General features: G+C 55.7%; 16 protein-coding genes and 1 pseudogene. 8 read left to right on the top strand and 9 right to left on the bottom strand.

The genetic code is table 11. The features are described 5' to 3' along the window. Positions 1 to 110: 110 nt before the first annotated feature. On the bottom strand, positions 111 to 3,143 hold the full coding sequence (locus tag HH216_RS02805; protein WP_169549405.1) for a SusC/RagA family TonB-linked outer membrane protein: 3,033 nt from the start codon (positions 3,141 to 3,143) through the stop codon (positions 111 to 113). Positions 3,144 to 3,545: 402 nt separating this feature from the next. On the opposite strand from HH216_RS02805, the gene HH216_RS02800 reads away from it, so the two are divergent. After that, the gene (locus HH216_RS02800; protein ID WP_169549404.1) at positions 3,546 to 4,535 is read left to right on the top strand and encodes a metallophosphoesterase; all 990 of its coding nucleotides are present in this window, start codon (positions 3,546 to 3,548) and stop codon (positions 4,533 to 4,535) included. Positions 4,536 to 4,749: 214 nt separating this feature from the next. On the opposite strand, the gene HH216_RS02795 is transcribed toward HH216_RS02800, so the two are convergent. Next, entirely contained in the window at positions 4,750 to 5,634 is an 885-nt protein-coding gene (locus tag HH216_RS02795) for a Ppx/GppA phosphatase family protein (protein WP_169549403.1), read from the bottom strand. Between the two features lie 211 nt (positions 5,635 to 5,845). Here HH216_RS02795 and metH point away from each other — a divergent pair. Then, positions 5,846 to 9,629: pseudogene (metH, locus tag HH216_RS02790) on the top strand (methionine synthase). Between the two features lie 77 nt (positions 9,630 to 9,706). On the opposite strand, the gene HH216_RS02785 reads toward metH, so the two are convergent. Further along, positions 9,707 to 10,258 carry a fasciclin domain-containing protein gene (locus tag HH216_RS02785; protein WP_169549402.1) on the bottom strand — a complete coding sequence of 184 codons (552 nt, stop codon included), beginning with the start codon at positions 10,256 to 10,258 and terminating at the stop codon, positions 9,707 to 9,709. 306 nt (positions 10,259 to 10,564) lie between these two features. Between HH216_RS02785 and HH216_RS02780 the strand changes: the two genes are divergently transcribed. Then, positions 10,565 to 11,212 (top strand): response regulator transcription factor, encoded by a 648-nt coding sequence (locus HH216_RS02780; protein WP_169549401.1) that lies wholly within the window; start codon positions 10,565 to 10,567, stop codon positions 11,210 to 11,212. Here the strand turns inward: HH216_RS02780 and HH216_RS02775 are convergent. Together HH216_RS02775 and HH216_RS02770 are read right to left on the bottom strand one after the other, a co-directional pair. Then, positions 11,209 to 11,829 carry a hypothetical protein gene (locus tag HH216_RS02775; protein ID WP_169549400.1) on the bottom strand — a complete coding sequence of 207 codons (621 nt, stop codon included), beginning with the start codon at positions 11,827 to 11,829 and terminating at the stop codon, positions 11,209 to 11,211. The genes HH216_RS02780 and HH216_RS02775 overlap by 4 nt on opposite strands. 458 nt (positions 11,830 to 12,287) lie before the next feature. Further along, on the bottom strand, positions 12,288 to 12,587 hold the full coding sequence (locus HH216_RS02770; RefSeq protein ID WP_169549399.1) for a hypothetical protein: 300 nt from the start codon (positions 12,585 to 12,587) through the stop codon (positions 12,288 to 12,290). Positions 12,588 to 13,045: 458 nt separating this feature from the next. Between HH216_RS02770 and HH216_RS02765 the strand changes: the two genes are divergently transcribed. Then, on the top strand, positions 13,046 to 13,813 hold the full coding sequence (locus HH216_RS02765) for a tyrosine-protein phosphatase (protein WP_169549398.1): 768 nt from the start codon (positions 13,046 to 13,048) through the stop codon (positions 13,811 to 13,813). Positions 13,814 to 13,823: 10 nt separating this feature from the next. Here the strand turns inward: HH216_RS02765 and HH216_RS02760 are convergent, their stop codons facing one another. Further along, positions 13,824 to 14,006: a hypothetical protein gene (locus tag HH216_RS02760; RefSeq protein WP_169549397.1), complete on the bottom strand. Its 183-nt coding sequence runs from the start codon at positions 14,004 to 14,006 to the stop codon at positions 13,824 to 13,826. A 180-nt stretch (positions 14,007 to 14,186) separates the two neighbouring features. Between HH216_RS02760 and HH216_RS02755 the strand changes: the two genes are divergently transcribed. Then, entirely contained in the window at positions 14,187 to 15,413 is a 1,227-nt protein-coding gene (locus tag HH216_RS02755; RefSeq protein ID WP_169549396.1) for a DUF2264 domain-containing protein, read from the top strand. Between the two features lie 13 nt (positions 15,414 to 15,426). Here the strand turns inward: HH216_RS02755 and HH216_RS02750 are convergent, their stop codons facing one another. The 3 genes from HH216_RS02750 to dnaA form a co-directional block, all read right to left on the bottom strand. Next, complete coding sequence (locus HH216_RS02750; protein ID WP_169549395.1) at positions 15,427 to 16,185, bottom strand: M48 family metallopeptidase; 759 nt, start codon at positions 16,183 to 16,185, stop codon at positions 15,427 to 15,429. A gap of 121 nt (positions 16,186 to 16,306) precedes the next feature. Then, positions 16,307 to 17,269, bottom strand: coding sequence for a GNAT family N-acetyltransferase (locus HH216_RS02745; RefSeq protein WP_254448669.1), 963 nt, complete (start codon positions 17,267 to 17,269; stop codon positions 16,307 to 16,309). A 13-nt stretch (positions 17,270 to 17,282) separates the two neighbouring features. Beyond that, on the bottom strand, positions 17,283 to 18,716 hold the full coding sequence (dnaA, locus tag HH216_RS02740; protein ID WP_169549394.1) for a chromosomal replication initiator protein DnaA: 1,434 nt from the start codon (positions 18,714 to 18,716) through the stop codon (positions 17,283 to 17,285). Positions 18,717 to 18,962: 246 nt separating this feature from the next. Here dnaA and HH216_RS02735 point away from each other — a divergent pair, with 246 nt between their 5' ends. From HH216_RS02735 to scpA, 3 genes are all read left to right on the top strand, one after another. After that, complete coding sequence (locus HH216_RS02735; protein ID WP_169549393.1) at positions 18,963 to 20,318, top strand: methylmalonyl-CoA mutase family protein; 1,356 nt, start codon at positions 18,963 to 18,965, stop codon at positions 20,316 to 20,318. Positions 20,319 to 20,453: 135 nt separating this feature from the next. Next, positions 20,454 to 20,849: an HI0074 family nucleotidyltransferase substrate-binding subunit gene (locus HH216_RS02730; protein WP_169549392.1), complete on the top strand. Its 396-nt coding sequence runs from the start codon at positions 20,454 to 20,456 to the stop codon at positions 20,847 to 20,849. A gap of 29 nt (positions 20,850 to 20,878) precedes the next feature. Then, positions 20,879 to 22,993: a methylmalonyl-CoA mutase gene (gene scpA / locus HH216_RS02725; protein WP_169549391.1), complete on the top strand. Its 2,115-nt coding sequence runs from the start codon at positions 20,879 to 20,881 to the stop codon at positions 22,991 to 22,993. Positions 22,994 to 22,996 lie beyond the last annotated feature (3 nt).

Below are 22,996 nucleotides of genomic sequence, written 5' to 3'. Positions count from 1 at the left end.
GAGGGTTCAAAGTCCAAGGTTCAACGTTTAAAGTTGTTGACCAGTCGATCACTGATACCGCCGGAAAAACCTTGAACGTTAGACCTTAAACCTTAAACTTTAAACCAGCTTTAGAACGTCAGATTTAAACCAACAATAACCGTCCGGGCTTTGGGGTAGGCGAGGTAGTCGATGCCGTACGAGACAACCCCGTTGATAGCCTGGTTGCCGTTGACTTCCGGGTCGTAGCCGTTGTAGGGCGTAATGACGAACAGGTTTTGCCCCGTTACCGACAGACGGATGTTATTAACCCAGCGGTTCATGCCGATCAGCTTCGGGCTGAGATTGTACCCCAGCGCGAGGTTGTTAAGCCGGAAGAACCGACCGTCTTTCAGGAAGCGCGACGATACCGGCGCCGAGTTGTTGATCGACTCCTGCGCGTATTGCACCGCTTCGGGCGTCACGTTCAGGCCCTTGCTCAGCCGCAGTTTGTAGAAGTTGGCGTTAGCCGTGTTGTCATACACTTTGTTGCCCGACACGCCGTTGAAGTTGATCGCCAGATCGAAGCCTTTGTAGGCCAGCGTCGTGTTAATATTGAACTGCTTCGTAGGCAGCGCACTGCCGAGGGCCACCCGGTCTTTATCCGTCACGAGTCCATCGCCGTCGGTATCACGATAAGTACTCATGCCCTTCTCATCGAAACCGGTAAACTCTTTCAGAAAGAACGTGCCGATGGGCTGGTTGTTGACGTAGCCGTTGATCGTTGCCGAGGTCAGGCCCGAGCCGTTGGCCGACCCCGACGTGATAACCGAATAGGGCGAGTTGGTGACCACGTTTTTGATGAACGTCAGGTTGCCCCCAATGTCGAAACGGAACCCGCTCTGGCTGCTGTAGCGGTAATTCAGGTCCAGTTCAAGCCCCTGGTTCGTGATCCGCATGTCGGGTACGTTGGTCCAGTAGGTGCTGGCGGGTTGAACGGGGTCGGCGGGGATAACCTGTAGCAGAATTTTCTCCGACACCTTGCGGAAATAATCGACCGAACCCGACAGCGCCCCGTTGAAGATGGCGAAATCAAGGCCGAGGTCGGTCTGCGTCGACACTTCCCACTGAATATCGGGGTTGGCCAGCCGCGTGTATGAAATGCCGGCGGGGTAGGTGCTCGAACTGTTGAGCGGGTAACTCGTCGTGCCCGAAACGGTCGCCGTGTACAGTGCCTGCGTGATCTTGGCCGGAATTTCCTGGTTGCCCGTCTGCCCCCAGCCAGCGCGTAGTTTCAGATCGGTAAACGGGCCTGATTTCAGGAAATCTTCGTCCGACAGACGCCAGCCTGCCGAGAACGACGGGAAGACGCCGTACTTATTGTTCGAGCCAAATTTGCTCGATCCGTCGGCGCGCAGCGTCGCCGTCAGCAGATAGCGGTCTTTAAAGTTGTACGTGGCCCGGCCGAAGAACGACTGGAGTTCGTTTTGAATCGCGTAGCCGCCCGGCTGGTTGTTGGCCAGCGAGAGGTCCTGCCCCAGGCCGGGGTTGTAGATTGGTTCGACGGGCGTGATCGGAAATTTGTTGATGCTCCAGTTGCGGCCCTGAATGAAAAACTTCTGGTACGAATGACCCAGCAGCGCGGTCAGGTTGTGGCTGCCCTGGTTCAGCGTATATGTGAAATAGTTCTCTACCAGCGTGTTGCGGTTGTTGGTGTAGTAACTGTCCAGACGACCATCCTGCTGCGGCACCGCGTTTGCCAGTGCTTGTACGTCCTGATTGGCGTTGGAATAATCAAGGCCGAGGTTCAGCTTGTAAACCAGGTTCTTCAGGATTTTGAACGAGGGCGATACGTTTGCGATAACCCGGGTCGTGGCCGTCACGTCCTTATTCAGGTTCATCGAGATCAGCGGATTCACACCACTCTGATACTGGTAGGGTGCGCCGGTCGAGTCGTAGGCTGGGTAGGTCGGGTTGGCCGAAATAGCTCCGCCGACCAGACTGGTGATGGGTGGCCGCTGATTGTCGGTGTACGACGCATTCAGGTTGACGTCCAGCGACAGCCGGTCTTCGAGCAACTGCTGCGTTACGTTGATACGACCCGTGTAGCGGTTCAGCTGACTGTTTTTCAACACACCCTGCTGCCGCTGCACACCAACCGACCCAAAATAGGTCAGCTTCTGCGAACCGCCGTTGAAGCCGAGGTTATAATTCTGCGTCACGGCCGTACGGCTAACTACTTTCTGCCAGTCGGTTGCGCCACCTTTATCGTCGAGCACACCACCAACCGCAACGACCTGCCGCCGGTATTCGTCGGCAGAAAACACGTTCAGCGGACGCGCCAGATTCGACACACCCACACTCGCCGACAGCGTCAGGTTCGACGTGCCCGACTTACCTTTTTTTGTCGTAATAAGCACGACGCCATTAGCACCCCGCGCCCCGTAAATCGCCGTTGCCGACGCATCTTTCAGAACGTCGATGCTTTCGATGTCCTGGGGGTTCAGGAACGTCAGCGGGTTGGTTGCGCCACCGGTCGAGGAGTTGTCGAGCGGCAGCCCGTCGAGAACGAATAGGGGCGTACTACCCGTACGGATACCACCCGGTCCGCGAATGGTAATCGTCTGCGTACTACCCGGTTCGCCACTCGCCGAGGTTACGTTGACACCTGCGATTTTGCCCTGAATCAGTTGCTCCGGTGAGTTGATGATACCCCGGTTAAAATCAGCACTTTTGATCGACTTAATCGAGCCGGTCATGTCGCGCTTGGTCGTGCTGCCGTAGCCGATCACAACGACCTGATTCAGCTCCGACGCCGACGATTTCAGCCCGACGTTGATGGCAGTTTGATTGCCGACGACAATCTCCTGCGAGACGAAGCCGATGAAGCCAAACACCAGCGTTACGTTGCCGTTGGGTACAGATAGGCGGTAGTTACCGTTGGCGTCGGTCGTCGTGCCGCGCTGCGTACCTTTGACTACGACGCTACAGCCCGCGAGGGCTTCGCCGGTCGCGGCATCCGTTACTTGCCCGGTAACGGTTACGTCGGCCAGCACGGCGCGCGACGCTGCACGAATGCCGGGGTTTTTCGCCTGCGCGGCAAAAGCCAGCAAACTCAGTAAAATACAAACCACAGCCCACCGCCGGTACTGAGGGGGCGGTGAGAAGGCGTAAAGATTTGTCATGATTTAGTTTGGATTGAGGGGGGCAAATTTCACCCTTATCCGCACCGGTCAGGAGATAGGAAGTGTTATTTAAAAATTTAATAATATCTACGGCAAACAATACGCATGGCTGCTTAGTAACCACTTTTTTCAAATAGATTATAAATCAATTGCCTGATAGTGAATCGCGTATCATTCGTATGGCTGATTGCCGTGATGAGTGCAATGAGAGACACTACTGAATCTGAACGCTACACGGATCGGTAAGTACGGCCTACGTTCCGTGGCTAAAAAACAATTAGTCGTTGTTAAGAAAAGTAGATGATTTTGTAGTGTTCTGGTAACGAATGGTTAACAACGACTGCTGTAAATGATCGGTGGGTAATCTTAGTTTTGTTTCTTTTTCGTCTTTATAGTTTTTGTATGAAAATAGTCCTTTCTACCCTGCTAATCGTTCTATATAGTTGCGCTATTTTGGCACAGCGGCCCGTCGACTACAGCAATCAACTGGCGGCAGGGTATGAATTGGGTGTTATTCCGAACCTGCAAACGCTCGACAACGCACTGAACTTCGCGGTCATCGGCGATTGGGGGCGGCAAGGCGAGTTTCATCAGCGCGAAGTAGCCTTGCAGATGGCGAAGGCGATGGCTGGCCTGGGCGGTAGTTTCATCATCTCGACCGGCGACAATATCTACCCGCAGGGCGTCGCCAGTGTGCAGGACCCCCTCTGGCAAAGCAGCTTCGAGCAGGTGTACCACTACGCCTGGCTACAACGCGACTGGTACGCTATTCTCGGCAATCACGACTATTACGGTAACGTCGACGCGCAGATCGACTACGGCAAGATCAGCCGGCGGTGGCACATGCCCGCCCGGTACTACACGATGAAAAAACGGCTGTCGGGTGGTAAAACGGTGCAGTTCGTTTTTCTGGACACCAACGGCCTCGAAACCGGCTATTATAATGACCCGGAGATGATGGCCGAACTCGCCAAACAGGATACGACCGCTCAGCTACGATGGCTTCGCGAAACCCTCGCCGACCCGGACCCCAGCATCCGGTGGCGCGTGGTGGTGGGGCATCATCCGCTCTACACGGCGGGTAAGCGGGTCAACGTCTCTGGCCCGGTACGCAGCAAACTGGAGCCGATCCTGAATCAGTACAAGGTCGATGTCTACCTCTGTGGCCACGATCACGATTTACAGTACAACAAAGCCGCCGGACCGACACATCATTTCCTGTCGGGGGCGGGTTCGGAGCTGAGCAATGTACCGCATCAAATGCCCTGGAACGTGTTTTACAAGGGCGTCAACGGCTTTATGACATTCTCCATCCAGCCCGATCAGTTCCTCGTCCAGATCATCGACGCCAAAGGCGCGATCCTGTATACGAAGCTGATACCGAAGGGGTAAGGGAGTTTGTCGTTCGTAGTTTGTTGTTCGTAGTTGCTGGCGCGAACGGTGTAGCCTGGACCTCCAGGTCCGGGTGCCCGTCAGGGCAACTGTTGCAGGCGGCAGCTTTTTTGGTCGCTCTCGCGGCCATTCGGACGTGGACCGCACCGGCGGACCGGTCCAGGCTACACCGTTCGCGCCAGCAACCGTGCACAGCAAACCGGATACCGGATACCTATTTCTTCTTCCGGCTGCAAACCTGCTCGTAGACAAGCTGCATGATACCATCTTTCAGGCCCAGATCGGGGACCATGATTGTTTTGGCACCCGCCCATCGCATCACCGAGATATAGATGTCGGCGGCCGGGACGATAACGTCGGCCCGGTCGGCGTTCAGGCGGAGCTTGTTGATACGGTCTTCCTGGCTGAAGTTGGCGACGTAGTTGCGGATGTGCTCGATCTCGCTCAGAGTCGTGGTTGCGTCGGAGAGTTTGGCGGCCATGCTGAACAGCTTGCTGATGTTGCCCCCCGTCCCGACGGCCACAATTTCCTGACTGGCATCGAGGTACTCTTCGACCCAATCCTGCATTTTGCGCCAGGCTCCCTTCGTTTCCTTGCCTTCCAGCAGCCGCACCGAGCCGATCTTGAACGATTTCGACGCGATCTTTTCCCGGTGTTGGTACAGGTTGAGTTCGGTGCTGCCCCCGCCCACGTCGATGTGGATAAACTGCCGATCGTCGAGCGACTGCACTACCACATTGTTGATAAGCTGGGCTTCTTTCTGCCCGTCGATAATCTGAATTTTGATGCCGGTGCTGGCTTCGATGCGTTTGGCTACCTCGTGGCCGTTGTCGGATTCGCGCATGGCCGACGTCGCGCAGGCCATGTAGTGCTCAACCTCGTGCAGCTCCATCAGCAGCTTGTATACCTGCATCAGCTTGGTGGTGCGGGCTTCGCTTTCGGGCGTCAGTCGGCCAAAATTAAACACGTCGTGGCCCAGCCGCAGCGGAAACCGCACGTATTCGACCTTTTTAAAACTAACCTGATCGTCGTTGTGCAGGACGGTCGATATTTGGAGCCGGGCCGCGTTGGAACCGATATCAATGGCTGCCAGTTTCATGCAAGAATAGGAGATACGTAAGGCGGGAACGGGCCAAACAGGATTACACCCGTTTTGCCCGTTCCCGCGCCGTAAAAGTAAGCCTTTTTCGACGGATCAGCCCCTGTCGGCGTATCTTTGTCGAAGAGCAACGGTCTTTCCGGGGGCTACCCGTCTCTGCTTGTCCGTACCGACTGTAGGTACGGTCGGTTCAACCAAATTACGGTTTCGCTTGAAAACGATATACGACCACCTTCGCGACCGAATCCTTGTCCTCGACGGCGCAATGGGTTCTATGATTCAGCAGTATAACCTGACGGAGGAAGACTATCGGGGGAACGCTTCGCCGACTGGTCGCACGACCTGAAGGGCAACAACGACCTGCTGTCGCTAACCCGCCCCGACGTCATCCGGGAGATTCACCGGCAGTATCTTGATGCGGGTTCCGATATTATTGAAACGAACACCTTCAGCGGTACGTCGATCGCCATGGCCGACTACCGGATGGAGGAACTGGTCTACGAACTCAACTATGAATCGGCCCGGATCGCCAAACTCGAAGCCGATGCTGTAACGCAACAAAACCCCGACAAGCCGCGCTACGTAGCCGGGGCGATGGGACCAACCAACCGCACGGCCAGTCTCTCGCCCGACGTGAACAACCCCGCTTACCGGGCCGTCACGTTCGACGAACTGGTTGATGCTTATTACGAGCAGGTGCGCGGACTAATCGACGGCGGGGCCGACCTGCTGCTGATCGAAACCATCTTCGACACGCTCAACGCGAAAGCCGCTCTGTTCGCGGTGGATAAATATTTTCAGGATCAGGGCAAGCCATCGGTGCCCATCATGATCTCCGGTACCATCACCGACGCGAGCGGTCGGACGCTGTCGGGACAAACGACCGAAGCGTTCCTGTATTCGGTGTCTCACCTGCCGCTGCTGAGCGTCGGGCTGAACTGCGCGCTGGGTGCCCGCCCGATGCGCCCGTACATTCAGACGCTGGCGCAGGAAGCCCCGTTCTTTACGTCGGCTTACCCCAACGCGGGCCTGCCCAACGAGTTCGGCGAGTACGACGAGACGCCTGAAATGATGGCCGAGCAGGTCGAGGATTTTATCCAGAACGGCTTCGTCAACATCGTCGGTGGCTGCTGTGGTTCAACACCTCCGCATATCAAAGCCATTGCTGAGGTCGCGGCCAAGTACCCACCCCGCCCACTCCCGACGCCCGAACCGTACCAGAAACTGAGCGGACTAGAGCCGCTGAAAATTACCGAGCAAACTAACTTCCTGAACGTCGGCGAACGTACCAACGTAACCGGCTCGAAGAAATTTGCCCGGCTTATCAAAGAAGGTAACTACGACGAAGCCCTGAGCATTGCGCGGGGACAGGTTGAAGGGGGGCGCAGGTGATCGACGTTAACATGGACGAGGGGATGCTCGATTCTGTCGAAGCGATGACTACGTTCCTGAACCTGATCGCTTCTGAACCCGACATTGCCCGCGTGCCCATCATGGTTGACTCCTCGAAGTGGGAAGTGATCGAAGCGGGGTTGAAATGCGTGCAGGGAAAGGCTATCGTGAACTCCATTTCGCTGAAAGAAGGCGAAGAAGCGTTCAAGGAGCGCGCCCGGCTCATCAAACGCTACGGGGCCGCATCAGTGATTATGGCGTTCGACGAAAGCGGTCAGGCCGATTCCTACGAACGACGCATCGAAATCTGCGAACGGGCCTACCGGATTCTGGTCGATGAAGTCGATTTTGCCCCGCAGGACATCATCTTCGACCCCAACATCCTGACCGTTGCGACGGGTATCGAAGAACACAATAACTACGCCGTTGACTTCATTAACGCGACGCGCTGGATCAAGGAAAACCTGCCGCTGGCCAAGGTAAGCGGTGGCGTGTCGAACATCTCGTTTTCGTTCCGGGGCAACGACGTCGTCCGCGAAGCCATGCACTCGGCTTTCCTGTACCACGCCATCCGCGCCGGCATGGACATGGGTATCGTGAACGCGGGGCAGCTCGAAGTGTACGACAGCATCCCGAAAGATCTGCTCGAACGCTGTGAAGACGTGCTGCTTAACCGCCGGGACGACGCTACCGAACGGCTGGTCGAGTTTGCCGAAACCGTCAAGGCGAAGGGTAAAGCTATCGTGCAGGACGAAAGCTGGCGGCTGGAACCCGTCCGCGAACGGCTCAAATACGCACTCATCAAGGGCCTGACCGACTATATCGATCAGGACGTTGAGGAAATCCGGCAGCAGGTAAACCGCCCGCTCGACGTGATCGAAGGGCCGCTCATGGACGGTATGAACGTCGTGGGCGACCTGTTCGGTGAGGGTAAAATGTTCCTGCCGCAGGTCGTGAAGTCGGCGCGGGTGATGAAAAAAGCTGTGGCTTACCTGACCCCGTTTATCGAAGCAGAAAAAAACGGAACCGGCTCGTCGTCGGCGGGTAAAATCCTGCTGGCAACCGTCAAGGGTGACGTGCACGACATAGGTAAAAACATCGTGGGCGTCGTGCTGGGTTGTAACAACTACGAGATCATCGACCTAGGTGTGATGGTGCCAACCCAGAAAATTCTGGACGCGGCCCGCGAACACAACGTCGATATTATCGGCCTGAGCGGCCTGATTACGCCCTCGCTCGATGAAATGGTGGGCGTCGCGAAGGAGATGGAACGGCAGGGGTTCAAACTTCCGCTGCTGATCGGTGGGGCTACGACCTCGCGGATGCACACAGCCGTCAAAATCGACCCGCACTACTCCGGGCCGGTGGTTCACGTGCTCGACGCGAGCCGTAGCGTACCCGTTGCTGGCCGGCTTGTCAGCGACACGGTAGGGACGAAGGAGCAGATTTTTACCGAAATAAAGGCGGAGTACGTCAAGCTGCGGGAAGACCATAGCCGCCGTCGGCAGGACAAAGCCACGCTGACCATCGAGAAAGCCCGCGAAAACCGGACGAAAATCGACTGGTCCGATTTCGAACCGACCAAACCGGCTTTCCTTGGTAACCGCTATTTCGAGGATTACGACATCGCCGAACTGGTTCCCTATATCGACTGGACGCCTTTCTTCCAGACCTGGCAACTGGCTGGTAAGTACCCGGCTATTCTGGAAGACAAAGTCGTCGGCACCGAAGCGAAACAACTGTTCGATGATGCCAATGCGTTGCTGAACGACATTGTCAAAAACAAGTCGTTGAAGGCGAAAGCCGTGGTCGGTTTCTATCCGGCCAACGCGACGGTTGACGATGTGCTGCTGCACGATTTTGAGGAAGAGCGTCGGCAAATTGCCTGCGAACGGCACGGCTCGCACGAGCATATTCAGTACAAAATCTCGCGGGCATCGGCTGTGCAAACGTCGGTTGATTCGGCGGGTGAACTGGTGTACGATACTAAAACGGTGCTGCACTTCCTGCGGCAGCAAAATCAGAAAGCGCCCGGCCTGCCCAACTATTCGCTGGCTGACTTCGTAGCCCCGCTCGATAGCGGCCGTGAAGACTATATCGGTGGCTTTGCCGTAACCGCCGGTATCGGCATTGAACCGCTGCTGGAAGCCTACGAACGCGACCACGACGACTACAACAGCATCATGCTCAAAGCCATCGCCGACCGACTTGCCGAAGCCTTCGCCGAGCGGATGCACGAGCGCGTCCGTACCGAGTTCTGGCCCTACGCGCCGAATGAGCAGTTCAGTAATGAGCAACTGGTGAAAGAGGAGTATCAGGGTATTCGTCCGGCACCGGGCTACCCCGCCTGCCCCGACCATACCGAAAAAGGACCCCTGTTCGACCTGCTCGACGCGGGTAAAATCGGTATCGAACTGACGGAAAGCTTTGCGATGTACCCGGCGTCGTCGGTCAGTGGGTTCTACTTCTCGCACCCGGCCTCGACGTATTTTGCGCTCGGCAAGATCAACAAAGATCAGGTCCACGACTATGCCCTGCGCAAAGACATGCCGCAGGATGAACTCGAACGCTGGCTGGCACCGGTACTCAACTACGACGCGTAGGTGAGTTCGAGAGTGCAAAACACAGCGAAGCCCGACCGTTTGGCCGGGCTTCGCTGTATTCAACAAATCGGTACTGATTACGGAATCAGGACCGTGTCGATTACGTGAATAACGCCGTTCGACTGGTTTACGTCGGGGATGGTTACCGTGGCAGTGTTGCCCTTGGCGTCCATCAGTTCGACTTTCTTACCTTTCATCATCGCCGTCAGCGACTCACCGTTTACGGTCTTCAGCGTGGTTTTGCCTTTGCCGTCCTTGATCATCTTCATCAGCTCTTCCGCGCTTACTTTGCCCGGTACAACGTGATAGGTCAGCACGCTCGTCAGCTGTGCTTTGTTTTCTGGCTTCAGCAGCGACTCAACCGTGCCTTTAGGAACTTTGTCGAACGCTTTGTTTGTGGGAGCAAACACCGTGAACGGACCCGGGCCCGACAGCGTCTCAACCAGATCAGCAGCTTTAACAGCAGCTACCAGCGTGGTGTGATCTTTCGAGTTGACAGCGTTCTCAACGATGTTCTTCGACGGATACATTGGAGCACCACCAACCATAACGGTTTTTTCTTGGGCAAACGAAGCCTGGCTAATAGCCAGTACTGTAATTAGAGAGAAAAAAAGTTTGGTAATTTTCATTCCTGTAGTGTCAGGTAGTTTTGTGTGAAGACCCAACTGCCCAGATTTACGGCGGGCGGGCTTTGTTTAGATTGATCCTGGGTAAATAAATTTTTGAATAGCAGGGTTAAGAGATTGACTTGAAGCAAGTTAACGCATGAATAAATGAGTGTCTGAAACGGCTGGAACGAGTGCGAAAAGGGCACGATTGTCAGTTAATCAACCGGTTGATAAAAGGAAACCTGTCGGGTAGGGTTAGGTATTGTCGAAACTGGCCTAATCCTCTACCTTCCAGCGAGTTATTCGCCATTTTATCGACGTTTATCCATGCCAATATCCATCGCCATTGCCGACGACCACACGCTGGTGGCTGAAGCATTCGCCAACCTGATTCAAAAGTTCGATGCGTACCAGGTATCGATCATGGCCGCAAACGGCCGCGACCTGCTCAATCAGCTATGCCATCTGCCGCTGCCCGACATTGCGTTGGTTGATTTGACCATGCCTGTGATGGATGGTTTCGAAACAACCGCTCAGCTACGCGAACTGTACCCTTCGGTGCGGGTGTTGGCCCTGTCGATGTCCGCCGACCAGGAGCACATCGTTCGGATAATGCACAACGGAGCGCGGGGCTATCTGCTCAAAGGATGCCGGGCCCCCGAACTACGGCAGGCCCTGGACGATGTAATGGAAAAAGGAATGCACTACTCAGATTTTCTGACCAGCCAACTGCTCGGCAACCTCAATAAGCCGGTTGCCGTGTCGCCAGCGTCGGCCTTTGACCTGAACAACCGCGAATACCGCTTTTTGAAAATGGCGTGTAGCGAACTGACCTATAATCAGATTGCCGATCAGATGTGCGTCAGCCCCCGGACGGTGGATGGCTATCGCGAGATGGTGTTCCAAAAAATGAGCGTTCGGTCGCGCGTGGGAATGGTCATCAAAGCCGTACGTTACAAACTGGTTGATCTCTAGCCAGCCAGCTGGAGCAGGTGCTGACCCAACTCCCGGATGGATTTTTGCAGCTTGCACGTCTGCTCAGCGGATGGAAACGCGGTGCCGCCGATGAACTGATTGACCAGTGCAAGATCAACACCAGAGTTATCAGCCAGATAACTTCCCCGTATCTGCCGGAGCAGATCCCAGACCTCCGTCATGTCCTGACAGGCTTCAATATGTAGTGATTCGACGAGTTGGCAGGAATCGCCAATCGTGTCGGCTAACAAAGCGGCTAATATCTCCCGGACCTGCGTAATCAGACAGGTCGTATCTGTGCTGCGCACGATCAGTAGCAGGCCGTTTATGTCCAGCCGTCCCCAGAGGTGGTCGCCTGTTCTCTCGGTAGTCAGGTGTAAAGCCCCCTTATTCGTGATGGCCTGATGCCAGGGTTGAGTCGATTTAACCTGACCTGCCCGGCGCATAATCGCTTCCAGCGTGCCAGTGGGTACGGGAACGCTATTTTGTGAAGGTAAAACGATAAGCCGTTCCGTACGAAGCTGACTATCTGGCGATAACAGGTACATTCGGCTTGTTTTGTCGATTACTTGCCAGCCACGATTGATAAGTAATTTGTTGACGACCAGTAATTTCATAGGTAAGTAAGCTGACGAAATTGGGATAATCTGCGGCAGGATCAACAGATTATCATTTGTACAATGTGTTTACCTGTTATCCCAGCAAGTTTGTAGCCAGAAGACGATGTACCGGCTAGTAGAATGTATAAAACTGAGGTAAAGGGGCCCGCTACCACTAGGTTGTTGTGTAAGTCAAAAAAAAATAGCCTTCGTCAAATCTAAGTAGTTAGAACTTTCGTACGTATATACATCTGGGGTTCACATGAGTTGAATTGATGAGCAAACTGTACGTCCAAGTAAACTTTCTTAACGCGTTACACCAACCGCCGGTAAGCAACCAGGCTGACTCCGTTTGGTGTAAACAACGTATGTCCGCTCTATCCCGACACTACACGGGATGGAACGGACATACGGAAACAAGATGGTATGGCTGCTACACAGTTAACCCATCAATATGCGTGTATCAGGTACGTCAGTTAGCGAATTGCGTACTGAACCTGATGAATAGCGTGGTAAACGGCGTTGGTCAGCGACTTCCACAACGTGTTTCGTTGTTGCGGCCCTGTCACGCGATAAATCGCTTCAGCACTGTTGTCGACCGTATTATAATAGATGACCCGATCCTCGGCCATTTCCACGATTGACAACATATCGTTCGCTTTTGCAACGCCTGATTCCAGCAAGGTTATCAGGTGCATGCGCGCGTCAACAAGTGTAGACGTTTGTTGAAACGTCGTCGTCATGCCATTGTTGTGAACGGTGAGATAAGGAAGCATAGCGGTATTTTCCTCCGTAAGAAATTTATTGTCAATCAGTTAAGCGACACGATTTTTGCCAAAAATACACCAAAACGTTTGTGCCTATATACGTTTAGCCTTCTTTTCTTAGTATACGAAATCGTTTTATCTGAAAATAGTTTTATCTATTTACGTTAAAACGACAGGTTGCATTTGGAAGAAGAAGCTACCGGTAAATAAGAGGTGTATTTCTGAACGACTTATTATATTGACGTGACCTGCCCGAAACCGTCACATCAGTTAATGAGGTAAGAATCAGTTCCCTCAAATTATGTATGTAAAGTGGGGGTTGATGACGTTCTTTGTCAGACAGTGCTATGCTTCTGACGTTGGCTGAACAATGGCGGAAGCATGGTCAGAAACGAACTGGTTACGCCGACATATAATGCTGAGTGGTGTACCTGCCAATGGCGAGTGCACGGACAGGGTAACAACGTATGAGCCTTTGGCAAACAATCCGACAAACCATTGCCCCGTCGCAGGCCGCGTCGCCGACTGTACCGGCGGATGCCTGTTTCTGGCGTGTCGATATGCATTCTCACCTGATTCCCGGTGTTGACGACGGCGTTAGTTCGCTGGATGAGTCGCTGGTGTGTATGCAAAAATTAGCTAACTGGGGTATCGAGAAAGTGATTACCACCCCCCATATCAGTCGCGACTGGTACCCCAATCGATCCGCTGAGTTACGGGCGGGGCGCGCCGAATTGCAGGCCGTTGCGGACGAGAACGGGCTAAATCTGACCATCGAGGTTGCGGCTGAGTATATGCTCGATGAATTTTTTCCCGAACTGGTCAACGACGACGATATACTTACCTTCGGGGCGGAACGGTATGTGCTGGTGGAAATGGGCTGGGCAGCGGCCCCCCGGCAGGTAGAAGATCTGCTGTTCCGGATGCAGACGAAAGGGTATACTCCTGTGCTGGCCCATCCCGAGCGGTATACTTACCTGTACGAAGACAATAGTCTGCTGACTGCGCTTCACGAAAACGGTTGCCTGTTCCAGCTCAACTGGATGTCGGTAGCGGGGCGGTATGGCGAGCGGGCGCAGTTTCACGCCCGGCAACTGCTGAAAAAAGAATGGGTCGATTTTATCGGCAGTGACATGCACCGGCCGGTCGACCTGAAAGCGATGGAAGCCTTATTTTCGTCGGTCGATTACGAGTTGCTGAAAAAGCAGCCCCTCCGCAACGAGTCACTACGCTGACCGAAGCCAATCACTTTGCCAGAACGTCGTTGATAAGTCGAACGGTGCCCCGCGCCTTGGCGTCTGGGTTAGTCGGCAGCGTGTTCATAACTGTCTGGAGTTGTCCGTAGAAATCGTCGTTTGATTGCGACAGCAGCGCGGAGAGAGATTGGGTGGAGGTGGCTGGCGAGTGAACAGGTGGTGTTGTAAGCATACTGGTAGATGAAGGTGGGCTGGTTGATGCCCCGTTGTAGTGGTTTAACGGGTCGAGAGCGCTTACTGATGTGTACGCTTAGGAGTGGCCCGCCGGATTTAAGGAATTTTAGGATTAAAGGTCCGAAGCGTTAAATCAGGTCGGTAAGACGCTTTATCGAACGGTACGTCACCTTATGCAATGAATCGCCGACTGTTTACCCGCTTCCTCTCGACCCTGCCCACCCTGCCGGATATACTGTCGAATACCAATAACCAGGCCAAATCCATAGATGATCGGGCGTACTGGCGGCAGATGCTGCTACGCACGGTTGATCCGGTACTGAACGCGCTGAGCCGGGGACAGCTACGCGCCCAAATGCCCATAGAAGCGGTAACGGGCGGGAAAGCCGGGCGGGCAGAGGTGTCGCATCTGGAAGCCCTCGGCCGGTCGCTGGCAGGGCTGGCGCCGTGGCTGGAGCTCGCAGCCGACGCCGACGAACGTACCTTACAGCAGCGCTATCAACAACTGGCGCGCGAGAGCATTGCGCAGGCCGTCGATCCGGCATTGCCTGATTTTATGAACTTCACAAAAGGCGGGCAACCCGTTGTCGACACGGCGTTTCTGGCGCATGGGTTGCTGCGCGCGCCGACGCAGTTGTGGGGCGCACTGCCCGCCCGAACCAAAGAGCAACTGGTACAGGCGTTGCAGAGCAGCCGGGTTATTAAACCGGTGTATAGCAACTGGCTGCTGTTCAGCGCGATTATCGAAGCGGCTTTGCTAAAATTTATCGGTTCGGGCGATCTGATGCGGATGGACTACGCCATCAAGCAGCACCTTACCTGGTACAAAGGCGACGGTGTGTACGGCGACGGGCCCGATTTTCACTGGGATTACTACAACAGCTACGTGATTCAGCCGATGCTGCTCGACGTGGTGCAGACGCTGGTTGATGCGGGGAAGGAAGACGAAAAACTGCTGGCGACGTTGCGGACCCGAGCGCAGCGATACGCAGCCGTGCAGGAGCGGCTGATCGCGCCCGACGGTTCGTTCGCGGCTTTCGGCCGGTCGCTGGCGTACCGTTGCGGGGCGTTTCAGCTGCTGGGACAAACTGCCCTGCAACGAAATCTCCCGGCCGACTTATCTCCGGCGCAGGTGCGCAGTGCCATGACAGCCGTGATCCGGCGGACGATGGACCCGGCGGGTACGTTCGATGCGAATGGCTGGCTGCAAATTGGGTTGTGCGGGCACCAACCGGCCATCGGTGAGAGCTATATCTCGACCGGAAGTTTGTATCTGTGTACCGTCGGGTTTCTACCGCTGGGCCTGCCCGCCACTGATCCGTTCTGGACAGGACCGATGCAGGACTGGACGGCCAAAAAAATATGGTCGGGACAAAACGTCCCGACCGATCATGCCATTCATTAAGTTAAAGCGAGGCTTACCTGGCCAGACCATCGCGTCGGGCGCGTTCGTATATGCGCTCGGAGCGGGCTTTGCTGTCGGGGTGGCTCGACATTAGTTCGGCTACTTTGCCCCCCTGACTTCCCCCGCTCAGCTTGGCCAGCTTTTCAAACGACGTGGCCAGCGCGATTACGTTTTTGCCGTTTCGTTTCAGAAAATCGTAGCTGTAATCGTCGGCCTGACTTTCCTGCTCGCGGCTAAATTTAGCCCCCAGAAACCCGTCGGCTACGGCCCCCAGCTGCGAGCGCGACAGCCTGCCGATAGCACCCGAACCCGAACCCAGCGCGTTGCGAACTGCTGACCGGCGCAGCGCGCTTTTCATCGCGTCGCGCGAGTCCTGGTTAACGACGTGGCCAATTTCGTGGCCGATAACGGCCAGCACTTCTTCATCGGACATCAGGTCCATCAACCCTTTGAATACCCGCACACTACCATCGGCGGTGGCGAACGCGTTAACATCCTTAACGGCGTACACTTTGTAGTTGATGGGGATGTTATCGATGGTGCGGTACGGCCCGATGATATTGTTCAGGCGTTGCGTATACGGGTCGTTCGGGCCGGCGACCGGGTTTTTAGCGTCCATTTGCTGAACGGCCTGTTTCGAATATTGAGCTACCTGCTCGTTGGTTACCGTAACGGAGCCAATGGCGTCGGCAACGGCCTGACCCAGTCCCTGAGCGTGGCTGACAGCCTGCGTACAGATCGTCATGCCAAGAAATAACATTACTTTTTTCATATGTCGTGGAGTGCGTATGGTTTGTTTACGTATGTCTATTGACTGAGAAATCAGGGCAAAAGTTTAACCCGGCCCGATAATCCGATCCGCTGATAGCGTCGACTAAAGCCGTATAACCACGTTAGCGGCCTCGTTTCAGCAGCCAGCGTCTAATCATCAATAGCCAGCGTTCGGGGCGGGTCAGGCGGTTCCAGCGTATGGAATAGTAGGTTTCTTCGACCGCGCCGAAACTGCGGTAAAACTGAGTTATCGACTGTTTTTCAGGGCTTTCAAAGTCAAACGCAACCGGTTGCCCGGCCTGCTGCTGAATAAACTGATCGAGCAGCAGCGTCCGGGCGTTACCCCGTCTGCCCTGTTCCGAAGCCGCATTGAACAGATAGATGGCCCGGCTGTCGCTGTGAGCAATTAACATCCCGGCTTCAAGCTGATTGTTGTGTCTGGCGTATCGCAAGGTTGCCAGTTCCCGACGCTGTAATTCATCGATAAGCCGCCTAAGAATGGCATAAGCCCACTCACCGACGCCACCCTCGATAGTGTGAGCGTGGTGTTGCCGGAACAGGAGCAGTAGGGGTTCAGAGTCGGTCTCGTCGGTAACCTGCCAGCCGTGCCGGAGCGCGCGCGTGCGGTTCAGCTGACGGTCAGCTGTGTAGCCCGCCAGTAGGCGTTCGTAGCCGACGGACAGGTCGAGTACATGCGTTGTGCGCGGCTGAACGATCAGATTTGGCAAAGCGGGCGGAAAGCGTAGCGCCAGTCGGGAGCCGTATCGGAATCGCCTGACGACGGCCTGCAAAAATGGCGTCGGATCGCACTGATCGTCGCGGGTGAATACATCCAGAAACGGGCAGAACAACGGCTGATGTACGACCCATCGACCGGCTTTCCGGCGCAGCGGTATAGGCAGCACCGCGACGTAGCGGTCCTGTGCGTCGGTCTGCACCACGGCCTGCCACTGCCAGTCGGGGGCGGGCAGCACGGCGTCGAGGTACCAGCTATAGCCGTAGAGCAACGGATTGTGGGCGTTGGCAATGCAGTCGTCCCAGGCGCGGGTGTCAAGCTGCGAACGATGAAGTAGGGTAGGGGCCACGGGTAGGTCGCGGCTACTTAAACAGGGCTTTCAGCTTCTCGACCGCGTTGCGCGTTTCCGACGGTTTGGCGACGAGATCGCTGATCGTCTGCACGGCATGAATAACGGTGCTGTGGTCGCGTCCGCCGAAGTGATAACCGATTGATTTGAGCGACAGATCGGTTTTTTCTTTTGCCAGATACATCGCCACCTGCCGTGGGTGCACCAGTTCGCGCTTGCGGCTTTTGGCTTTTAAATCGGCCACGGTTACGCCAAAATAATCAGCGACGGCTTCCTGCACGGAGTCGATAGTGACCTCACGCTCAGAATCTTCCACGATGTTGCGGAGCGTGTTCTTGGCCAGTTCAAGGTCGATGTCGCGCCGGTTGAGTGACGCCTGGGCAATCAGCGACACGATGACGCCTTCCAGTTCCCGAACGTTGGTATTGACGCTGTGAGCGAGGTATTCGATCACCGCATCTTCAATGTAAATACCTTCGGCCTGTAGCTTTTTCTGGATAATGGCGATGCGCGTTTCCAGGTCGGGCGTTTGCAAATCGGCCGAAAGGCCCCATTTGAAGCGCGACAGCAGCCGGTCTTCCAGCCCATCGAGGGCGCGGGGTGCCCGGTCGGAGGTCATGATGATCTGCTTGCCCGACTGGTGGAGGTGGTTGAAGATGTGGAAGAAAATTTCCTGCGTCTTTTCCTTTTTCTGGAGAAACTGCACATCGTCGATCACCAGCACGTCAACCTGCATATAAAACGACGTGAAGTCGCGGATACCATCGGTACGAACGGCGTTGAGAAACTGGTTGGTAAACTTCTCCGACGTGACGTACAGGACAAACTTATTCTGGCTGTTGTTCTTGATGTAGTTGCCAATGGCCTGCACCAGATGGGTTTTGCCCAGCCCCACCCCGCCGTAAATCATCAGCGGATTGAACGACGTAACGCCCGGCCGTTCGGCCACCGCGTAACCCGCCGACCGCGCCAGCCGGTTGCAGTCACCCTCGATGTAATTGTCGAAGGTATATACCGGGTTGAGGTACGAATCGAGCGTCAGCGAATCGAGGTCTTTGAGCTGAAACGGGCTCTTCAGAATGTCGGGGCTGACGTTGTCGGGCTTGGCCGACTGGGGCGTCTTCGTCGTCGGCATGTTCACCGTCAGCGGGCGGTTCTGCTCATTGCCTTTGTCGACGATGATCGAATACTCAAGCTGCCCTTCGCGCCCGATGGCCGTGTCGAGTGCCCGGCGCAGCGCATGGACGAAGTTTTCTTCCAGCCATTCGTAGAAAAATTCGCTCGGCACCTGAATGGTCAGGATCTTGCCGTTGAGCCGCAGCGGTACGATCGGCTCAAACCACGTGTTGAAACTCTGCTCCGGTATGATGTCCCGAATCACGGCGAGGCAACGGTTCCAGACCGTTGTTACTTCGCGTTGCGGGCCGGGTTGGGGAGTTCCGTTCACAGATAAAGCGTATTCGTTACGTAATGGGGTGCAAAAAAGGGAGACAAATGTAGGGAAATATCTGGCTTGGCAGCCTATCTCGATCTTGTTCAGGCGAAAATACCGCGAAACAAAGGCTGGGACAATGCCGTACGCGAATCCCTTCGAATAATGCAACCCCACTGTGCGCTACGATACTACGTGGCCGGATTGTCCCCGAAAAGAGAAAATACTACTTTTACCAGTAATAAGGCAACTCGCTTCGTTATGGATACATATTCTCCCCAATCGTTCGCCCCCGCGACGTTCAGCGACTGGCAAAAGCAGGTTCGCCGGGAACTGAAAGATGAGCGGGCCGACGAAGGGCTACGCTGGCTGACGCCGGACGGATTCACAATGGAGCCGTACTACACCGCCGACGCCCTGACAACCCTACCGCTGACGGCCATACAGGGCGCACAACGGACCCAGCCGGGATGGCTCAACGCGCCGGAACGGGTGGTGAAGGATGGCGGAGAGGCCAGTACCGGACTGCGGCAGCTGCTCGATAGCGGGGCCGATTCGCTGGTGCTGTCGCTGCCCGACGCGGTTGATCCGGTGTCGGTGTCGCGGATAATCAGCGGTATCAAACTAAGCGAAACGCCCGTTTTTTTCAGAACCGGCAAACCCGACGAACTGGTAAAAATGCTATTAAACGTCGCGCCGTACCAGTGGCGGGGCGGGCTGCTGAGCGACCCGATTGCCGCGTACGTCTATACGGGAAAAGCCGCCGATACACTACAAACGACATACGCCGAGGCCACCCGGTTGTCAGGTGGTTCACCGCGTTTCAGGACGATTTGCGCCAGTAGTCACGTGTTCCATAATGCGGGGGCTACCGCCAGTCAGGAGCTGGCTTTTCTGCTGGGGAATCTGTCCGATCAGTACGACGCGCTGACGGACGCTGGTTTGTCGATAACTGAACTGCTTGACCGGACGATACTGTCGGTGTCGGTTGGGACGGGTTATTTTCTGGAAATTGCCAAGCTACGGGCCCTACGGGTGCTGTGGTTCCGGCTGGCTGGCTGTTACGATCTGAAGAGCGTACCAGCACCCTACATCCACGCCCAGACATCGACATTCTACGATGCCAAAGCAACGCCTAACACCAACCTGCTCCGGTCGACAACTGAAGCGATGGCAGCCGTAATTGGCGGGGCCGACGTGCTGACCGTTCATCCGTTCGACGCCGTGTTGACAACGCCCTCGGCCTTTAGTGAACGCATCGCCCGCAACGTATCAGTACTGTTGAAAGCGGAAAGCTACCTCGACAAAGTGGCCGACCCATCAGCCGGGTCTTACTATATAGAAACACTGACGAATGAGCTGACCGAATCGGCCTGGACGCTATTTCTTGAACTGGAAAAACAGGGCGGTTTGCTGGCTGGGCTGTCGTCTGGTTGGGTAGGCGAGCAAATCGAGCGGTCGTGGCAGGCGAAGGTAGATGCCGTGCGTCAGGGCCGGGTGCTGGTGGGTGTCACCAAATTTCGGTTCGATGAGCCGAGTGCCGGACAGGATGCTGTGGTACCGGCTGCACAAACCGGCCTGCTACCCGACCGACGGCTGGCGGCTGAATTCGAATGATGAGTTTTTCAACACAGAGTCACGGAGAACACAGATACCGTTCTTCTTGACGGGAAAATCGACGTGTATGCGTTGGGATGAGAAACCATCGTTACGTGCTCTGTGACTCTGTGTTTAAACTAGTAATGATGAACGATGGCAAAGCGATGGATTGAGCGGCACGAATCGTTTCAGCGGGCGTTGGGCCAGCTAACAGCCGGACTGGCAGCTTATCCAGATTTGAACGAACTGGAAAAAGACGGGGCTATTTTGCGGTTTAAATTCACCTTCGAACTGGCCTGGAAAACGTTACAGGATTATCTGGCGCAGGAGGCTGGCCATGCTGATGTAAAAGGGCCGCGTGTTGTTATCAAACAGGCCATTCAGGACGGGCTGTTGACGGATGGGCATTTGTGGCTACAAATGCTCATTGATAGAAACGAACTGATGTATAGTCACGATGGAGAGAAACGCCGATTCGTATTGACCTTGATTACGGTTACTTATGTCGGTTTACTAACCAAACTAAACACGCTCTTTATTGGGAATTGACGATCACCTCCCTGGCAAAGCATTACCTTATGAAACCCGACTTCAACCGATCTGCTTCACCCGCCCAGCCAGCACCTACGAAACCGGCGGGCAAACCGTTCGTTACGGCCGAAGGCATTCCTGTCGAGACGCAGCCCGAAGCGGTAGAGCGGTTCGCGGGCGATCAGGCCGGGATTCCGCCGTATCTGCGGGGGCCGTATGCCAGTATGTATGTGCGCCAGCCCTGGACGGTGCGGCAGTACGCGGGCTTCTCGACCGCCGAAGAGTCGAATGCGTTCTATCGGCGCAACCTGGCTGCCGGGCAAAAGGGACTATCGGTGGCGTTTGATCTGGCTACGCACCGGGGCTACGACTCCGACCACCCGCGCGTCGTGGGCGACGTGGGTAAGGCGGGTGTGGCTATCGATACGGTGGAGGATATGAAGATTCTGTTCGATCAAATTCCACTGGATCAGATGTCGGTGTCGATGACCATGAACGGGGCTGTGCTGCCGGTGATGGCGTTCTACATCGTCGCGGCTGAAGAGCAGGGCGTATCGCCGGAAAAGCTGTCGGGCACCATTCAGAACGACATTCTGAAGGAGTTTATGGTACGGAATACGTATATCTACCCGCCTGAACCGTCGATGCGGATTGTGGGCGATATTTTCGCGTACACCAGTCGCCACATGCCCCGCTTCAACTCGATCAGCATCAGCGGCTACCACATGCACGAAGCGGGTGCCCCGGCACATATCGAGCTGGCCTACACGCTGGCCGACGGGCTTGAATACATCCGGACGGGGTTGCGGGCGGGCATGGGTATCGACGATTTTGCGCCCCGGCTGTCGTTTTTCTGGGGTATCGGTATGAATCACTTCATGGAGATTGCCAAGCTGCGCGCCGGGCGGCTGCTGTGGTCGCGCATCGTTGGGCAGTTCACTCCGAACAATCCGAAGTCGCTGGCCTTACGGACGCACTGCCAAACCTCCGGCTATAGCCTGACCGAGCAGGACCCGTTCAATAACGTCGCCCGGACGACTATCGAAGCTCTGGCCGCTGTGCTGGGTGGTACGCAGAGTCTGCACACCAATTCGCTTGACGAAGCCATTGCGCTGCCCACCGACTTTTCGGCCCGTATCGCCCGAAATACGCAGCTCTATCTACAGAACGAAACAGACATCACCCGCGCTATCGACCCCTGGGGCGGCTCGCACTACGTCGATTACCTGACGAGCCAACTGGTCGACAAAGCGTGGGCGTTGATTGAAGAAGTCGAAGGCTTGGGGGGTATGACCAAAGCTATCGACACCGGCCTGCCCAAGCTGCGTATCGAGGAAGCGGCCGCCCGGAAGCAGGCCCGTATCGACAGCGCGAAAGACGTAATCGTGGGTGTAAACCGCTACCAGCCCGATGTGCCTACCGACATCGAACTGCTTGAAGTCGACAACAAAGCCGTGCGCGACGCTCAGCTAAACCGACTGGCGCGGGTAAAGGCCGAGCGCGACCCGGCGCAGGTCGAACGGGCACTGGCTGCACTAACGGAAGCTGCTCAGGGAACCGATAACCTATTGGAACTGGCTGTCGACGCAGCCCGGCACCGGGCTACGCTGGGCGAAATTTCCGACGCGCTGGAGCAGGTATTCGGGCGGCACAAAGCCACGATTCGGGCCGTATCCGGGATTTATTCGGCGGAAGTGTCGGATGACGAAAACTTCCGGCTGGCGCGGCAGCTGAGCGATCAGTTTGCCGAACTCGACGGTCGCCGTCCCCGAATTCTGGTTGCGAAGATGGGGCAGGATGGGCACGACCGGGGCGCTAAAATCATCGCGACCAGTTTTGCCGATCTGGGCTTCGACGTCGACATGGGGCCGCTGTTTCAGACGCCCGCCGAGGTGGCCCGTCAAGCCGCCGAAAACGACGTGCATATCGTGGGCGTGTCGAGTCTGGCGGCAGGGCATAAGACACTAGTGCCGCAGCTAATTGAGGAGCTGGCGAAACTGGACCGGGCCGATATTATGGTCATTGCGGGGGGCGTCATCCCAGCAGGCGACTATCAGTACCTGTACGACGCGGGCGTTAAAGGCGTGTTTGGCCCCGGCACAGTCATCTCGATAGCCGCCCAAAAAATCCTGAATGAGCTAATGACCGAACTGGCGGAATAGGTG

It is taken from the genome of Spirosoma rhododendri, from assembly GCF_012849055.1.
Classification (GTDB): Bacteria; Bacteroidota; Bacteroidia; order Cytophagales; family Spirosomataceae; genus Spirosoma; species Spirosoma rhododendri.
This window is presented reverse-complemented; position numbering and strand designations above follow the sequence as displayed.

Coding starts and splice junctions, on each gene's coding strand:
- HH216_RS02805 (WP_169549405.1), bottom strand. CDS start 3,143: ATGACAAATCTTTACGCCTTCTCACCGCCCCCTCAGTACCGGCGGTGG.
- HH216_RS02800 (WP_169549404.1), top strand. CDS start 3,546: ATGAAAATAGTCCTTTCTACCCTGCTAATCGTTCTATATAGTTGCGCT.
- HH216_RS02795 (WP_169549403.1), bottom strand. CDS start 5,634: ATGAAACTGGCAGCCATTGATATCGGTTCCAACGCGGCCCGGCTCCAA.
- HH216_RS02785 (WP_169549402.1), bottom strand. CDS start 10,258: ATGAAAATTACCAAACTTTTTTTCTCTCTAATTACAGTACTGGCTATT.
- HH216_RS02780 (WP_169549401.1), top strand. CDS start 10,565: ATGCCAATATCCATCGCCATTGCCGACGACCACACGCTGGTGGCTGAA.
- HH216_RS02775 (WP_169549400.1), bottom strand. CDS start 11,829: ATGAAATTACTGGTCGTCAACAAATTACTTATCAATCGTGGCTGGCAA.
- HH216_RS02770 (WP_169549399.1), bottom strand. CDS start 12,587: ATGCTTCCTTATCTCACCGTTCACAACAATGGCATGACGACGACGTTT.
- HH216_RS02765 (WP_169549398.1), top strand. CDS start 13,046: ATGAGCCTTTGGCAAACAATCCGACAAACCATTGCCCCGTCGCAGGCC.
- HH216_RS02760 (WP_169549397.1), bottom strand. CDS start 14,006: ATGCTTACAACACCACCTGTTCACTCGCCAGCCACCTCCACCCAATCT.
- HH216_RS02755 (WP_169549396.1), top strand. CDS start 14,187: ATGAATCGCCGACTGTTTACCCGCTTCCTCTCGACCCTGCCCACCCTG.
- HH216_RS02750 (WP_169549395.1), bottom strand. CDS start 16,185: ATGAAAAAAGTAATGTTATTTCTTGGCATGACGATCTGTACGCAGGCT.
- HH216_RS02735 (WP_169549393.1), top strand. CDS start 18,963: ATGGATACATATTCTCCCCAATCGTTCGCCCCCGCGACGTTCAGCGAC.
- HH216_RS02730 (WP_169549392.1), top strand. CDS start 20,454: ATGGCAAAGCGATGGATTGAGCGGCACGAATCGTTTCAGCGGGCGTTG.
- scpA (WP_169549391.1), top strand. CDS start 20,879: ATGAAACCCGACTTCAACCGATCTGCTTCACCCGCCCAGCCAGCACCT.